At 64.0% G+C, this 15,757-nt stretch carries 12 protein-coding genes; 7 read left to right on the forward strand and 5 right to left on the reverse strand.

What is annotated here, in order from left to right; translation table 11 throughout:
• Positions 1–5 precede the first annotated feature (5 nt).
• Positions 6–1,367, reverse strand: coding sequence for a dihydrolipoyllysine-residue acetyltransferase (aceF, locus tag VDP79_RS07140; protein ID WP_323017519.1), 1,362 nt, complete (start codon positions 1,365–1,367; stop codon positions 6–8).
• A gap of 14 nt (positions 1,368–1,381) precedes the next feature.
• Positions 1,382–4,090 (reverse strand): pyruvate dehydrogenase (acetyl-transferring), homodimeric type, encoded by a 2,709-nt coding sequence (gene aceE / locus VDP79_RS07145; protein ID WP_323017520.1) that lies wholly within the window; start codon positions 4,088–4,090, stop codon positions 1,382–1,384.
• Between the two features lie 248 nt (positions 4,091–4,338).
• Here aceE and VDP79_RS07150 point away from each other — a divergent pair, with 248 nt between their 5' ends.
• From VDP79_RS07150 to VDP79_RS07170, 5 genes are all read left to right on the forward strand, one after another.
• Positions 4,339–6,087 carry a PAS domain S-box protein gene (locus VDP79_RS07150; RefSeq protein WP_323017521.1) on the forward strand — a complete coding sequence of 583 codons (1,749 nt, stop codon included), beginning with the start codon at positions 4,339–4,341 and terminating at the stop codon, positions 6,085–6,087.
• On the forward strand, positions 6,084–6,713 hold the full coding sequence (locus tag VDP79_RS07155; RefSeq protein ID WP_323017522.1) for a response regulator transcription factor: 630 nt from the start codon (positions 6,084–6,086) through the stop codon (positions 6,711–6,713). Before VDP79_RS07150 ends, VDP79_RS07155 begins: the two co-directional genes overlap by 4 nt.
• Entirely contained in the window at positions 6,710–7,564 is an 855-nt protein-coding gene (gene folD, locus VDP79_RS07160; protein ID WP_323017523.1) for a bifunctional methylenetetrahydrofolate dehydrogenase/methenyltetrahydrofolate cyclohydrolase FolD, read from the forward strand. Before VDP79_RS07155 ends, folD begins: the two co-directional genes overlap by 4 nt.
• A 31-nt stretch (positions 7,565–7,595) precedes the next feature.
• The gene (locus VDP79_RS07165) at positions 7,596–9,683 is read left to right on the forward strand and encodes a M3 family metallopeptidase (RefSeq protein ID WP_323017524.1); all 2,088 of its coding nucleotides are present in this window, start codon (positions 7,596–7,598) and stop codon (positions 9,681–9,683) included.
• Positions 9,684–9,974: 291 nt separating this feature from the next.
• Positions 9,975–10,538 (forward strand): SCO family protein, encoded by a 564-nt coding sequence (locus VDP79_RS07170; protein ID WP_416233066.1) that lies wholly within the window; start codon positions 9,975–9,977, stop codon positions 10,536–10,538.
• 6 nt (positions 10,539–10,544) lie between these two features.
• On the opposite strand, the gene VDP79_RS07175 is transcribed toward VDP79_RS07170, so the two are convergent.
• Together VDP79_RS07175 and VDP79_RS07180 are read right to left on the reverse strand one after the other, a co-directional pair.
• Positions 10,545–11,933 (reverse strand): dihydrolipoyl dehydrogenase, encoded by a 1,389-nt coding sequence (locus VDP79_RS07175; protein ID WP_323017525.1) that lies wholly within the window; start codon positions 11,931–11,933, stop codon positions 10,545–10,547.
• A gap of 101 nt (positions 11,934–12,034) precedes the next feature.
• Positions 12,035–12,235 carry a heavy-metal-associated domain-containing protein gene (locus tag VDP79_RS07180; protein ID WP_323017526.1) on the reverse strand — a complete coding sequence of 67 codons (201 nt, stop codon included), beginning with the start codon at positions 12,233–12,235 and terminating at the stop codon, positions 12,035–12,037.
• A 124-nt stretch (positions 12,236–12,359) separates the two neighbouring features.
• On the opposite strand from VDP79_RS07180, the gene VDP79_RS07185 reads away from it, so the two are divergent.
• Both VDP79_RS07185 and cueR read left to right on the forward strand, forming a co-directional pair.
• Complete coding sequence (locus VDP79_RS07185) at positions 12,360–14,624, forward strand: heavy metal translocating P-type ATPase (RefSeq protein WP_323017527.1); 2,265 nt, start codon at positions 12,360–12,362, stop codon at positions 14,622–14,624.
• A 5-nt stretch (positions 14,625–14,629) separates the two neighbouring features.
• A complete protein-coding gene (gene cueR / locus VDP79_RS07190; protein ID WP_323017528.1) occupies positions 14,630–15,061 on the forward strand; it encodes a Cu(I)-responsive transcriptional regulator in 432 nt (143 codons plus the stop codon).
• Between the two features lie 36 nt (positions 15,062–15,097).
• On the opposite strand, the gene VDP79_RS07195 is transcribed toward cueR, so the two are convergent.
• Complete coding sequence (locus VDP79_RS07195) at positions 15,098–15,694, reverse strand: nitroreductase (protein WP_323017529.1); 597 nt, start codon at positions 15,692–15,694, stop codon at positions 15,098–15,100.
• Positions 15,695–15,757: the final 63 nt, after the last annotated feature.

Below are 15,757 nucleotides of genomic sequence, written 5' to 3' on the forward strand. Positions count from 1 at the left end.
CCCCCTTACAGGATGATGCGGCGGAAATCCGCCAGCAGACCGGCCAGATAGGCATTGAAGCGAGCGGCAGCGGCCCCGTCGATCACACGGTGATCATAGGACAGCGAGAGCGGCAGCATCAGGCGCGGCTGGAAGGCGGCGCCGTCCCAGACCGGCTGCATGGACGACCGCGACACCCCCAGAATGGCGACTTCGGGCGCGTTGATGATGGGCGTGAAGTCGGTGCCGCCGATACCGCCCAGAGACGAGATCGAGAAGCAGCCGCCTTGCATCTGCGCAGGCGACAATTTACCGTCACGGGCCTGAGCCGCCAATTCTGAGGTTTCGGCAGCCAGCTGCAACACACCCTTTTTATCCGCATCGCGAATCACCGGCACCACCAGCCCGTTGGGCGTGTCGGCGGCGAAACCGACATGATAGTAGTGCTTCAACACCAGATTATCGCCATCCAGCGAAGCATTGAATTCCGGGAATTTCTTCAGCGCCGCAACAACGGCCTTGATCAGGAAGGCCAACATGGTGAGCTTGACGCCGGCCTTTTTGTTTTCGGCGTTCAACTGCTGGCGCAGGGCTTCCAGTTCAGTGATGTCGGCCACGTCGTTATTGGTGACGTGGGGAATCATGACCCAGTTGCGGTGCAGATTGGCGCCGGAAATTTTCTTGATGCGCGACAGGGGCTTGGCTTCGACTTCGCCGAACTTGGCGAAATCGACCTTGGGCCAGCCCAGGACACTGAAGCCCTCGCCTGCCGGCAAGGTTGACCCCACGGGGCTGGCGCCGCCGGTGGACAGGGCCTGCTTGACGTACGCCCGGATATCGTCGGCTGTGATGCGGTTTTTCAAACCGCTGCCGGTCACCTGCGCCAGATTGACACCCAGCTCGCGGGCGAAATGCCGCACCGACGGCGAGGCGTGCGGCAGGTTGCGCAAAGGCACGTCCGCTTCGGCAAAGGCAGCCGTCGGGGAAGTCCGGTCCGGTGCGCTGGAGGCCATCACCGGAGCCGCAGCCGCCGGCGCAGGGGGCGTTGCAGCCACAGGCGCCGGGGCAGCAGCAGCGGGCGCCGGAGCGGGAGCTGCAGCAGCAGCCTTGGGCGCCTCGGCTGGCGGCGCTTCCGCCGCTGCAGCGCCTTCGGCGGCTTCGACTTCCAAAATCACGGAACCTTCCGTGACTTTGTCGCCGACCTTGATCTTGATGGTCTTGACCACCCCGCCCTGAGAGGCGGGGATTTCCATGGAGGCCTTGTCGGATTCCACCGTGATCAGGCTCTGTTCGGCCTGGATGGTATCGCCCACAGCCACTAGGACCTCGATGACGTCGACCTGGTCGAAATCACCGATGTCGGGGACTTTGATTTCCACGATGCTCATGTTCCTCGTCCTCCTTAGGCGTGATGCGGGTTGGCCTTATCGGCTTCAATCCCGTATTTGGCAATGGCTTCGGCGCATTTCTTGATATCGATCGAACCCTCGTCGGCCAGACTGCGCAAGGCTGCCAGGACGATGAAATGACGATCGATTTCGAAGTGCTTGCGCAGCTCGGAACGGAAGTCCGAGCGGCCGAACCCGTCGGTACCCAGAACCTTGAAGTGGCGCCCGTCGGGGATGAAGGCGCGGATCATGTCGCCATAGGCCTTGATGTAGTCGGTCGACACAATGATCGGACCCTGAGTGCCCTTCAGTTGCTGGGTCACATAAGGCACCTGAGCCGGTTCGGTCGGATGCAGCAGATTGTGGCGCTCGACGTCCAGGCCGTTGCGGCGCAGTTCCGTGAAACTGGTCGCGCTCCAGACATCGGAAGTCACGCCCCAGTCTTTTTCCAGCAGTTCCTGGGCCGCCAGAACTTCGCGCAGAATCGTGCCCGAGCCCATCAACTGCACATGGGTCTTGGCCGCCTTGGCGCTGGACTGCAGCTTGTACATGCCGCGCAGGATGCCGTCTTCGTCACCCTTTTTCAGGCCAGGTTGCGCATAGTTCTCGTTCATCACCGTGATGTAGAAGAACACGTCTTCCTGATCGTGCATCATGCGTTGCAGACCGCTGCGGATGATGACCGCGACTTCGTGCGCAAAGGCCGGGTCGTAGGCCACGCAATTGGGGATCAAGGAGGCCTGGATATGGCTGTGACCGTCTTCGTGCTGCAGGCCTTCGCCGTTCAGGGTCGTGCGACCCGCCGTGCCACCCAGCACAAAGCCGCGCGCCAGCATGTCGCCCGCCGCCCAGGCATGATCGCCAAAGCGCTGGAACCCGAACATCGAGTAATAGATGAAGAACGGGATCATGATGGTGTTGCTGACGGAATACGACGTGGCCGCCGCAATCCAGGAGCTGAAACCACCGGCTTCGTTGATGCCTTCTTGCAGCAGCTGGCCGTTTTCCGCTTCGCGGTAATACATCACCTGGCCCTTGTCCACCGGCACGTATTTCTGGCCTTCGGGGGCGTAGATGCCGATCTGACGGAACAGGCCTTCCATACCAAAGGTACGCGACTCGTCGACCAGGATGGGGACGACGCGCGGGGCGAGATCCTTATCGCGCAGGATCTGGTTCAGCACCCGCACGAAAGCCTGGGTGGTGGAGATTTCACGCCCTTCGGCGGTGGGTTCCAGCACGGCCTTGAAGGCGTCCAGCGCCGGCACTGGCAGGGACTCGTCGGCTTTCACACGGCGGTGCGGCAGATAGCCGCCCAGCGCCTGACGGTGTTCGTGCAGGTATTTCATTTCCGGCGAGTCGTCGGCCGGCTTGAAGTACGGGATCTGATCGACCTGATCGTCGGGGATGGGGATATTGAAGCGGTCGCGGAATTCGCGCACGGAATCGATATCTAGTTTTTTCTGCTGGTGGGTGGGGTTTTTCGCCTGCCCCACGTGACCCATGCCGTAGCCCTTGATGGTCTTGGCCAGGATCACCGACGGTTGGCCCTTATGGCCGACGGCTGCGGCAAACGCCGCATAGACCTTGTGCGGATCGTGACCGCCCCGGTTCAGACGCCAGACGTCTTCGTCGCTCATGCGGCTGACCATTTCCAGCAGCTTCGGGTGCTTCCCAAAGAATTTTTCGCGCACGAACTTGCCGTCATTGGCCTTGTAGGCCTGGTATTCACCGTCGACGGTTTCTTCCATGACACGGCGCAGGATGCCTTCCTTGTCACGAGCGAACAGGGGATCCCAATACCCGCCCCAGATCAGCTTCAGTACGTTCCAGCCATTGCCGCGGAAAGCGCCTTCCAGTTCCTGGATGATCTTGCCGTTGCCGCGCACCGGGCCATCCAGGCGCTGCAGATTGCAGTTGACGACGAAAATCAGATTGTCGAGTTTTTCCCGCGAGGCCAGGCCGATAGCGGCCAGGGATTCGGGTTCGTCGATTTCACCGTCGCCCAGGAATACCCAGACCTTGCGTTCCGCCGTGTTGGCCAGCCCGCGCGCATGCAGGTATTTCAGGAAGCGGGCCTGATAGATGGCCATCATGGGCCCCAGGCCCATGGACACCGTGGAAAACTGCCAGAAGCTGGGCATCAGTTTCGGGTGCGGGTAGGACGACAGGCCCTTGCCCTTGCCGCCGACTTCCTGGCGAAACCAGTCCAGGTTTTCTTCCGTCAGGCGACCTTCAAGGAAGGCGCGGGAATACATGCCGGGAGAAGAATGCCCCTGGAAGTAGATCAGATCGCCGCCGTGATCCTGGGATTCGGCGCGCCAGAAGTGGTTCTGACCGCACTCGATCATCGTGGCCAGCGAGGCAAAGGACGCAATATGCCCGCCCAGGCTGCCGCCATCGGCCGGTTCGACCTTGTTGGCCTTGACCACCATCGCCATCGCGTTCCAGCGAATGTAGGAACGGATGCGCTCTTCCAGCACCATATTGCCGGGATGCGGAGGCTCCAACCCAGGAGGAATCGTATTCACATACGCCGTATTCAAGGAATACGGGATGTGGGCGCCGGAACGGCGGGCAAGATCGATCAGATTTTCGATCAGGAAGTGGGCCCGTTCGGCGCCTTCCCGGTCGAGTACGGCTTCGAGGGCGTCGAGCCATTCCTGCGTTTCTTGTTGATCGGGATCCGCCACGGCGGTCTGGACTTGATCAAGAGAGGACATAGTGCGTGTCTCCTGGGGTGTGGTTCGAGAGCGCGACCACACATCGCGCCCGCCTGATAATTTGAGCCGAACATCGGAGGCGCTCTGCACACGAACGCATCCAGGAGTCCTGGCGCCTGTGCCCATTCTAGGAAAGACCCAGGTTCAATACAAGCAAAATTTCACCTCGTGGTATGAATTTTTATTATGTGAAATATTGAATAGTGATTTCCCGTCTAAAATGGCGCTATCGCAAGACCATCATGGCCATGGCAAACCCAAACCGCAAGTCCCTGATTCCGACGACGTTCTATGAACACGCCCGTCATAGCCGCCGCCTGTACTGGCTGACCCCGGCCCTCGTGCTGGTGCTATACCTGTGCGTGATGGGCGCCTTCATCTGGTTGCAGCGCCTGCAAAGCGATAGCGTGATGTTCGTCACCATCGACCAGGAAACCCGCCAGCAGCGCTTGATGATGGTGGTGTTCGCCCTGTCACTGGTGATTGTCTTCAGCCTGCTGGCCCTGTGGCGCTACACGCGCTTTCGCACGCTGGCCGAAGCCGCACTGATTGCGGAAACCGGCTTTCGCCGCGCCATGGAAAATTCCATGTCTACCGGCATGCGCGTCTTCGACATGCAGGGCCGCATCGCCTACGTGAATCCGGCCTTTTGCCGCATGATCGGCTGGAACGAGGCTGATCTGATCGGCCGCACCGCGCCCTTTCCCTATTGGCTGCCGGGCCGCCACGACCACCACCGCGAAACCCTGGCCCAGCTATTGTCGGGCCGCACCCCCAGCAGCGGCCTGGAAATCGAGGCGCAACGCCGCGACGGTTCGCGCTTCACCGCCCGCATGTATGTCTCGCCGCTGCGCGACCCCAACGGCGAGCAGATCGGCTGGATGACGTCCATGACCGACATCACCGAACCCAAGCGCATCCGCGAAGCCCTGACGGCGGCGCACGAGCGCTTCATGACGGTGCTGGAAGGTCTGGACGACGCCATCTCGGTCGTCGCCGACACCTCCGAAGGCCTGGAACTGCTGTTCGCCAACCGCACCTACCGGCGCCTGTTCGGCGCCCAGACAAACGGCCACGCTCAGTTGCTGGGCGGCCGGCTGGGACGCTTCACCGACGAGACCATGGAATTGTTCTCGCCCACGGCAGAACGCTGGTTCGAAGTCCATCACCGCATGCTGGCCTGGACGGATTCGCGGCGCGTGCGCCTGCAGGTGGCGCGCGACATCACCGAACGGCGCAAGCACGAAGAAGAATCCCGCGTGCAGCAGGAAAAGGCCCAGTTGACCAGCCGCCTGACGACCATGGGCGAAATGGCCTCGTCGCTGGCGCATGAACTGAATCAGCCTCTGACGGCCATCAGCAACTACAATATGGCGGCTGTCGCCATGGTCAAATCGGGCAAGGCGCCGGTCGAATCCCTGCTGCAGGCCCTGGAAAAAGCCTCTCAGCAGGCCGAACGGGCAGGCAAGATCATCAGCCGCATCCGCGAATTCGTGAAACGCAGCGAGCCGCGCCGCCAGGCGGTCGGCTTGACCCGCATCATGGAAAACGCCGTGGGTTTTGCCGATATCGACGCCCGCAAGCGGCAGATCGACATCGTCCAGAGCCTGCCTGACCCCATGCCCGAAGTGCTGGCCGACCCCATCCTGATCGAACAGGTCTTGTTGAATTTGCTGAAAAATGGCGTCGAAGCCATGGAGCACAGCGACTATCGCAGCCTGCACGTCAACATCACGGATCAGGATCCGCAGATTGAAATCGCCGTGATCGACCGGGGGCATGGACTGCGCAATCCAGAGCGTCTGTTCGAGCCCTTTTACAGTACGAAATCCGAAGGCCTAGGCATGGGTCTGAATATCTGCCGTACCATTATCGAATCCCATCATGGGCGCCTGTGGGCCAGCCCGAACCCTGAAGGCGGAACCATATTCCGCTTTACCTTGCCCAAGGCGCCCCCGAACGCACTGGCAGAATCCCCGGAGGAAACGCAAGCATGACCGACCCTCAAGTCTCAAGCATCATCTACATCGTCGACGACGACGAGGCTGTCCGCGACTCCTTGCGCTGGCTGCTCGAAGCCAACGGCTACGCCGTGCGCAGCTTTGCCGGCGCCGAGGAATTTCTGGATTCCTACAACCCGGACCAGACCGCCGTCCTGATCGCCGATGTACGCATGCCCGGCATGAGCGGCCTGGAACTGCAGGAAACTCTGATCGCCCGCAAAGCGCCCCTGCCCATCGTCTTCATCACCGGCCACGGCGACGTGCCCATGGCGGTGTCTACGATGAAGAAAGGCGCCGTCGACTTCCTGGAAAAACCCTTCAATGAAGCAGATCTGCGGCGCATCGTCGCCGGCATGCTGGCCCAGGCCGGCGATCGCGTGCGCGAAGCCCAGGCTCAGCGCGACCAGCAAGCGGTGCTGGGCCGCCTCACGGCCCGCGAACAGCAGGTGCTGGAACGCATCGTGGCAGGCCGCCTGAACAAGCAGATCGCCGGCGATCTGAACATCAGCATCAAGACGGTGGAAGCCCACCGCGCCAACATCATGGAAAAACTGGAAGTCACCACCGTCGCCGACCTGATGAAGATCGCGCTGACCCGAACCGAGGAAGCCGGATCATGAGCGCTCGCCTGATCGACGGCAAGGCCCTGGCCGCCAGCGTCCGCGCCGATGTGGCGCAACGCGCCCAGGCACTCAAACGCCAAGGCGTCACACCCGGCCTGGCCGTGGTGCTGGTGGGCGAAGACCCGGCATCGCAAGTCTACGTGCGCAACAAGGCCGCCGCCTGCGAGGCGGCCGGCATGCTGTCGCGCGTCATTCCCTTGGGGGCCGACACGCCGGAAGGCGAACTGCTGGAAGTCATCGATACCCTGAACCAGGACCCCGCCATCCACGGCATCCTGGTCCAGCTGCCGCTGCCAGGACACATCGACACCGGCCTGGTGATCGAGACCATCAGCGCCTCCAAGGACGTCGACGGCTTTCACGTCAGCAATGCAGGTTTGCTGATGACCGGCCGCCCTCTGTTTCGCCCCTGCACGCCTTACGGCGTCATGAAGATGCTGGAATCGGAAAACGTGCCGCTGCGCGGCGCCGAGGCCGTGATCGTCGGCGCCAGCAATATCGTCGGCAAACCCATGGCCATGCTGCTGCTGGCCGCCGGCGCCACCGTCACCTTGTGCAACTCCAAGACTCAGGACCTGGGCGCCCAGACGCGTCGCGCCGACGTGCTGGTCGTGGCCACGGGCAAGCCCGGCATCGTCCGCGGCGACATGGTCAAACCGGGCGCCGTTGTGATCGACGTCGGCATCAACCGCCTGCCCTCGGGCAAGCTGGCCGGCGACGTGGATTTCGAATCCGCCGCCCAGGTGGCCGCCGCCATCACGCCCGTGCCCGGCGGCGTGGGTCCCATGACCATCGCCATGCTGTTGGTCAACACCCTGGAAGCTGCCGAACGTACGCTCAAAGCTTGAAATCGGGGGCATCCGCCCCCATGTGCCGCCCATGACATCCAAATCGATTTCCGCGCAAAATCCCCTCCTCTCTCCTGCTGAGGCCGCCGTCGATTACGGCGCGGTACGTCCAGCGCACATCGAGCCCGCGGTCCGCGAACTGATCGCCGACACCCGCGCTGCCATCGAAGCGGCAGCAGACCAGCCTCAGTCACCCAACTGGGAGAACCTGGTCGAAGTCATCGAAGACCCTTCAGAGCGCCTGCATCGGGCCTGGTCCATCGCCGGCCACCTGAACAGCGTGGTCAACACCCCGGAACTGCGGGCTGCGTACAACGCCTGCCTGCCGCTCATGAGCGAATTTTCCACCTGGGTCGGCCTGCACCGAGGGCTCTACGAACGTTATCGTGCGCTGGCTGCCAGCCCCGCCTATGCCGAGCTGTCCCCCACGCGCCAGCGCATCGTCGATCTGGCCTTGCGTGATTTCCGCCTGAGCGGCGTCGAGCTGCAAGGTCAAGCCCGCGACACCTACGCCCGCAATGCAGATCTGCAGGCCCAGGTTGCGCAGAAGTTTTCCGAAAACGTGATGGACGCCACGGATGGCTGGTCCTTGCTGATCACCGACGAAGCCCGCCTCAAGGGCCTGCCCGACAGCGTGATCGCCAGCGCTCGCCAACTGGCCCAATCCGCCTCAGAAGACGGCTGGAAACTGACGCTGCACATGCCCTGCTACCTGCCCGTCATGCAGCATGCCCAGGACCGGGACCTGCGTCTGACGGTCTATCGCGCCTACGCCACCCGCGCCTCCGACCAGGGCGATCCGGCCTTCGACAACTCGGAATCCATCGAATCGCTGCTGGCGCTGCGCGCCGAAGAAGCCACCCTGCTGGGCCATCCTGATTTCGCCGCCCTGCGGCTGGAAACCCGCATGGCCGACAGCGCGCCGCAAGTCTTGGGCTTCCTGCGCGAACTCGCTGCCAAGGCGCGCCCCAGCGCCCAGCGCGATCTGGCGGAACTGCGCAGCTTTGCCGCGCAGCATCTGGGCCTGGATACGCTGGAACCCTGGGACATCGCCTACGCATCCGAGCGGCTGCGTGAACAGCGCTACGCCTATTCCGACGAAGAGCTGCGCCCCTATTTCACCGAATCCCAGGTCTTGGCAGGCCTGTTCGACGTCATCCACACCCTCTTCGGCGTGCGGCTGCAGGCTTGCGACGCCCCTGCCTGGCACCCGGACGCCCGCATCTATCAAGTGCTGGACGCCCAAGGGCAGGAACTGGGCCGCCTGGGCATGGACCTGTATGCCCGCCCCGGCAAGCAGGGCGGCGCCTGGGTGGACAGCGAACGCAGCCGCCGCCGTCACGGCGACACCCTGCACCGGCCTTTGGCCTGGCTGACCTGCAATTTCTCCGCCCCCCATGACGGCCGCGAAGCCCAACTGACCCACGACGAGGTCATCACGCTGTTCCACGAAAGCGGGCACGCCATGCACACGCTGCTGTCCCGGGTCGATGAACCGGGCGCCGCTGCCTTTGCCGCCGTGGAATGGGACGCCATCGAACTGCCCTCGCAATTCATGGAAAATTTCTGCTGGGAATGGGGCGTGCTGAAATCCCTGACCCGGCATGCGGATACCGGCGAATCGCTGCCCCGGGCGCTCTATGACAAGCTGACGGCCGCCCGCAATTTCCAAAGCGGCCTGCAGACGCTGCGCCAGGTGGAATTCTCGCTCTTTGACATGCTGATCCACACGCAGACCCATGGCCTGTCCATCAGTGCCGTACTCGATACCCTGGATCAAGTGCGCCAGGAAGTCGCCCTGCTGATTCCCCCGGCCTGGCACCGCTTCCCGCATGCTTTCTCGCATCTGTTTGCAGGCGGCTACGGCGCTGGCTACTACAGCTACAAATGGGCCGAGGTGCTGTCCGCCGATGCCTTTGCCGCTTTTGAAGAGCACGCGCAGGCGCAGCCGGACGGTACGCGCAACGTATTCGATGCAGACACCTGCCGTCGTTACCTGGACGAGATCATCGCCGTCGGCGGCGCCCGCCCGGCCGCGGATTCCTTCCGCGCCTTCCGGGGCCGGGACCCCTCGCTGGACGCGCTGCTGCGCCACAGCGGTTTAGTCGAAACACAATGAGTAAAGAGCCCCCACGCCGCGCGGGCTTCGCCCGCTTGCTGCCCCCCAAGGGGGCGCTTTTTGCCTGGGGACGGCCCGGCGGCAAAAAGGAGCCCCCACACCGCGCAGGCTTCGCCCGCTTGCTGCCCCCCAAGGGGGCGCTTTTTGCCTGGGGACGGCCCGGCGGCAAAAAAAGAACCCCCACGCCGCGCGGGCTTCGCCCGCTTGCTGCCCCCCAAGGGGGCGCTTTTTGCCTTGGGACGGCCCGGCGACAAAAAGGAGCCCCCACACCGCGCAGGCTTCGCCCGACAGGTGGTGGCCGGTCTGGCCCTGTGGGTGGGCGGCCTTAGCCTGGCGCTGGCGGCCGTCCATCCGGTGCGCGGTTTTCTGCCGGATCTGAATTTCACCTTGCAAGGGGCGGGTGATGCTGCCGTCACCCAGCAGGCGTTCGCTGGCAAGATCGTGTTGATGTTCTTCGGCTATGCCAGCTGCCCGGATATTTGTCCGACCACCATGGCGCAGCTGGCCCAAGTGACGGAATCACTGGGGGACAAGGCGGATCAGGTCCGCATCCTGTTCATCAGCGTCGATCCGCACCGGGACACCCCGGACATCCTGCAGACTTATGTGGATCAGTTCGACCGCCATGCCATCGGCCTGACGGGCGATGAGGCCGCCATCGCCGCACTGGCCCGCCGCTATCGCGTGGCCTACCAGATCGAGCGCCCGGATGCCGAGCATCCCGACGCGCCTTACGAAGTCGCCCACAGCCGGGGCATCTACGCCTTTGACCAGCAAGGCAAAGCGGTCTGGCTGGCGGCGGACGGCGAATCCCAGGAAGACCTGCTGGCCGCCATCCGGCCGCTGCTGCGCTGACGCCGCCTACTGGCGCAAGGCATCGCGCAAGGCCGTACGGATGCCTTCCTCGATGGTCGGGTGATAGAACGGCAACGCCAGCATCTGCGGCACCGTCAATTCCATTTGCAAGGCCCACGCCAACAGGTGCGCGACGTGTTCGGCATCCGGGCCGACCATTTCCGCTCCCAGGAAACGCTGGTCGGCACGCTGCATGTATACATGCAGCAAACCCTGATTGCGCAGCATGACGCGCGAGCGGCCCTGGCGGGTCCAGTCGACTTCACCGACCGCCACGGTGTCGGAATCGTGGACGCTGAAACCACCGCCTACCTGCATGATCTGCGGATTGCTGAAGACCACCGCCATCGCCGCCCGGCGCGGCAGGGCCTGCACATCCGGCCACGCTGCCGCATTGCGCCCCGCCAGACGACCGTCGTCCGAAGCCTCGTGCTGGATTGCATGCCGGCCCGTGACATCGCCCGCCAGAAACACCGGTTGCCCCTGCACCTGCAGCGTTGCCGGATCAATCTGCGGCATGCCACGCGCATCCAGCGGCATGCTGGTGCGCTCTGGATGCAAAGGCGCCAGCACCGGCAGCCGCCCCGCCGTCAGCAGCACGTAATCAAACTGTTCGCGAGTCTCCGTGCCATCGCCCGCCGTCCAGCCAACGACCGCCTGGCGACCCTCTCTCAACACGGTCGTCACCTGGGCGTTTCGCACCAGATTCAATTCCGGCGCCAGCAGCGCCACCGCTGCCTCGCGCACGGCAGGGTCCGCCAGATGGGCAAAGCTGGCCGAGCGATTCAATACCCGCACGCGCACCCCCAGGCGGGCCAGGGCCAAGCCCAGTTCGACGCCGATCACCCCGGCCCCGATCACCAGCACGCTGCGCGGCAGATCCTGCCAATCGAAGACATCATCGTTGACGATCGCCAGCTCGCCCAGCGGCCGGTAGATATCGGGCACCACGGGCTGAGCGCCCGTCGCAATGATGATGCGCCCGGCATGGATCTCGTGCCCCTGATCGCTTTGCAGCACGCCATCGCGCAGGAACTCCACCCGTGCATCCAGGCGGTGTTCGGGCGGCATGGCCTGGACGTCCTCAACCACGAAACCCACGAAGCGGTCCCGTTCGCGCCGCACCCTTTCCATGACGGCGACCCCGTCTATCTGGACCGGACCAGCCGCATAGACGCCGAAACCCGGGGCGTGGCGGATGGCGGCCGCCGCTTCGGCCGCCGCAATCAGCAGTTTGGACGGCATGCAGCCCACACGGGCGCACATGGTGCCATGCGGACCGCTTTCGATCAGCAAGGGCTTCAGGCCCGCTTTGAGAACCTCGCGATACGCCGGCAGACCGGCCGAACCCGCGCCGATGATGGCGACGTCACAATCGATGATAGATGGATTCACGTGTATTACTCGCTAGAAGAACTTGCCGCCGGGACGCGCCAAGGCACGCCCCCTTGGGGGGCAAAAGCAAGCGGGCGAAGCCCGCGCAGCATGAAGGTCTCTTACCCCGCTTGAACGTCGTAGCCTTCGTCGGCAATCGCCGCCCGCAGCACATCCGCACTGGCTGACGATTCGATGACGACCCGATGGGCGGTCAGATCCGTCGACACTTCCGCGCCTGGCGCGACTGTCTGCACGGCCTTGGTGATCGTCTGCACACAATGATTGCAGGTCATGTCAGACACGATGAATGCGGTTTTCATGAGGAGCTCCAGTTAAACGATGGAGACATGTTAAACCTTGACATGGGGACAAGCTCAAGCGCACTTGACCTTACCATAAGGTCAAGCTTGATCATACAATCATCATCATGATCAGGAGTCCCGCATGAACACCCTTCCCCTCCCCTCCGGCCTCGACCTGGATATCGAAGGCATGACCTGCGCATCCTGCGTGCGGCGCGTCGAAACCGCGCTGAAAGCCGTGCCAGGCGTCACCGAAGCCAGCGTCAATCTGGCGACACGCCGGGCGCACGTCGCCCTGGGGCCGGAAGGCGCAGACCCCCAGGCTCTGGTCGCTGCCGTGAGCAAACGCGGCTATGCCGCCCAGATCATCGACACCACGCAAGCTGCAACCGCCGACGACATGACGGCCGAGGACGCCAAGGCCGGGCAGCGTTTCTTCTGGGCGCTGGCCCTGACGCTGCCTGTTTTCGTACTCGAGATGGGCGGCCATCTGATTCCCAGCCTGCATCACTGGATTCAGGCAACGATCCCCTCTCAGACACTGGCCTGGCTGGAACTCATGCTGACTACAGCAGTGCTGGCAGGCCCAGGCCGCAGCTTCTTTACGCGCGGCATCAAGGCCCTGGCGCATCGCGGACCGGATATGAATACGCTGGTCGCCCTGGGAGCCGGCAGCGCCTGGCTGTACTCCACCCTGGTGACGCTGGCGCCGACCATCTTTCCGGCTGAGTCCAGGCATCTGTACTTCGAGGCTGCCGCCGTGGTCGCCACCCTGATTCTGCTGGGCCGCTGGCTGGAATCCCGGGCCAAGGGCCGGGCGGGTTCCGCCATCCGCCAGCTGGTCGGCCTGCAACCGCGCACGGCCTGGGTGCGCCGGGACGGGGATTGGTCCGAACACCCCATCGACAGTCTGATCAGCGGCGACGAGATCCGTGTCCGTCCCGGCGAAAAAATCCCCGTGGACGGTCTGGTGATCGAAGGCGAATCCTGGGTGGATGAATCCATGATCACCGGCGAGCCCTTGCCTGCCAGCCGGCGTACGGGCGACCGCCTGATCGGCGGTACGCTGAACACGCAGGGCAGCCTGATCCTGCGGGCCACCGAAGTCGGCAGCCAGACTGTGCTGGCCCAGATCATCCGCCTGGTCGAACAGGCGCAATCCGGCAAGCTGCCGGTGCAGCAACTGATCGACCGGGTGACCGCCTGGTTCGTCCCCGCCGTGATGGCGCTGGCGGCGCTGGCGTTTGCCGCTTGGTGGATCTGGGGGCCGGACCCTGCCCTGGCTCACGCGCTGGTGGCGGGGGTGGCCGTGCTGATCATCGCCTGCCCCTGCGCCATGGGACTGGCGACTCCGATTTCCATTCTGGTGGCGACCGGGCGGGCCGCCAGTCTGGGCATCCTGTTTCGCCAGGGGGACGCGCTGCAGCGTCTACGCGACGCCCGCATCATCGCCTTTGACAAGACCGGCACGCTGACGCTGGGGCGTCCGGTCCTGACGGATCTGCTGCCCTTGGATGGCGGCGACCCAACAGAATTGCTGGCGACCTTGGCGGCCGTCCAGGCAGGTTCCGAACACCCTATCGCCCACGCCATCCGGACGGCTGCGGCAGAACAGGCGCTCAACATCCCCGCCGCCACGCACTTTGAGGCCATTACCGGGGCCGGCGTCAAAGCGCAGGTCCGCATGCACCGCTACCTGATGGGGTCGCTGCGCCTGATGCAGGATGCCGGGGTATCCCTGCCCGCCGCTGCCCTGGACCGTATGCAGTCCCTGGCACAGGCGGGCAAGACGCCGTTTTTGGTGGCGCGCGACCAGCAGCTGAGCGGCATCGTCGCCGTGGCCGACACGCTGCGGCCCTCTGCCAAGCCCCTGATCGACCGGTTGCATGCTCTGGGACTGAAAACCGCTTTGATCACCGGCGACCATGAAGCAGCCGCACGCGCCGTCGCTCAGGACCTGGGCATCGACATCGTGCATGCCCAGACCTTGCCCGAACACAAGGCGGACCGGCTGCGCGAACTGCAGCAGTCCATCGGACCGCTGGCCTTTGTCGGCGACGGCATCAATGACGCGCCCGCCCTGGCCACGGCGGATGTCGGCATCGCCATGGGGCACGGCACAGACGTCGCCATCGAATCCGCCGACATCGTGCTGATGAATGAGGACCTGGAATCCGTCGCCCGCGCCATCACGCTATCGCATAAGACATTGCGCAATATCGGCCAAAACCTGTTCTGGGCCTTTGCCTACAACGCCGCCTTGATTCCCGTGGCGGCCGGCGCTCTGTACCCCTGGACAGGGCTGCAGCTGTCGCCCATGCTGGGTGCGGGCGCCATGGCCTTGTCCAGCGTGTTCGTCGTCACCAACGCCTTGCGCCTGAAGGCGCAATCTCTAGAGACAAGGTAAACCTCATGCATACCATCGGAGAAGCCGCCGCACAGACCGGCCTGACGCCCAAGATGATCCGCTATTACGAAAGCCAGGGGCTGTTCACTCCCCAGGGGCGCAGCAGCGCCGGCTACCGTCTGTACGACGAGGCTGACCTGCATGCCCTGCGCTTTATCCGCAGCGCCCGTGAACTGGGTTTTTCCCTGGCCCAGATTGCCGATCTGACCAGTCTGTGGCGCGATCGTCATCGCGCCAGCGCCGAGGTCAAGCGCCTGGCGATGGCGCACATCGATGAACTGGAAACCAAGGCCGCGCTCTTGCAGAGCATGGCAGCGACCTTGCGGACCCTGGCGCAGCACTGCCACGGCGACGAGCGACCGGAATGCCCGATCCTGGAAGGATTGGCTGCTCAGGCGCAACTGCCCGCCAAGCCCCGCCCGGCACGCACGTCATAGCCACGCCGGGCCGTACCCGGCCAGCAGGCGGAGCGGCTACCCTGCTGCCGGATTTGCGCGCCACTCCCGCACAAATGCCTGGTAATCCGGCCGCTGTGCGGGCGTTGGCGCATCGATCGGCGTGCCGATGGCCAGATATCCCATGAACTGCTCGTCCAGGGGATCGAAGCCCAGGGCTTCACCCAGGCCATCCAGATACGTGCCCATGCCCGTGCTCCAGAACCCATGAAACCCCAGCGCATGAGCGGCATTGAGCATGTTCATCACCGCCGCCGCCACCGACAGACGGCTTTCTTCCGCCCGAATCCGGCCATGGGGGTCCGGGCGGCACGCCAGCAGGATCACCAGCGGGACGTTTGCCAGCCATTTGCGGGCATTCGCGACCTTATGGTCCGGCAAGGGCTTGCCCTCTGCCAGGCCGACACTCACGGCGACATCCACCAGGGCCGGCACGTTGTTGCCCCGCACCAATGCGAACCGCCAGGGGTGGACAGCGCCATGATCCGGCGCCCGCACGGCAGCCTGCAGGATCTGGTCCAACTGTGATTCGGCGGGCCCGGGGGACTGCACGAACTTCACCGACTGACGGCTCAGCAGGGATTCCAGGGCGGAAGATTCCAGAACGGAAGACATGGCACTCCAGACAGCCCGCATCGAGCAAGGCCAAAGGATCAAGAACAGGCTCCGGCATACCGC

Origin of the sequence: Castellaniella sp. (assembly GCF_034675905.1) — a bacterium.
Classification (GTDB): domain Bacteria; phylum Pseudomonadota; class Gammaproteobacteria; order Burkholderiales; family Burkholderiaceae_B; genus Castellaniella.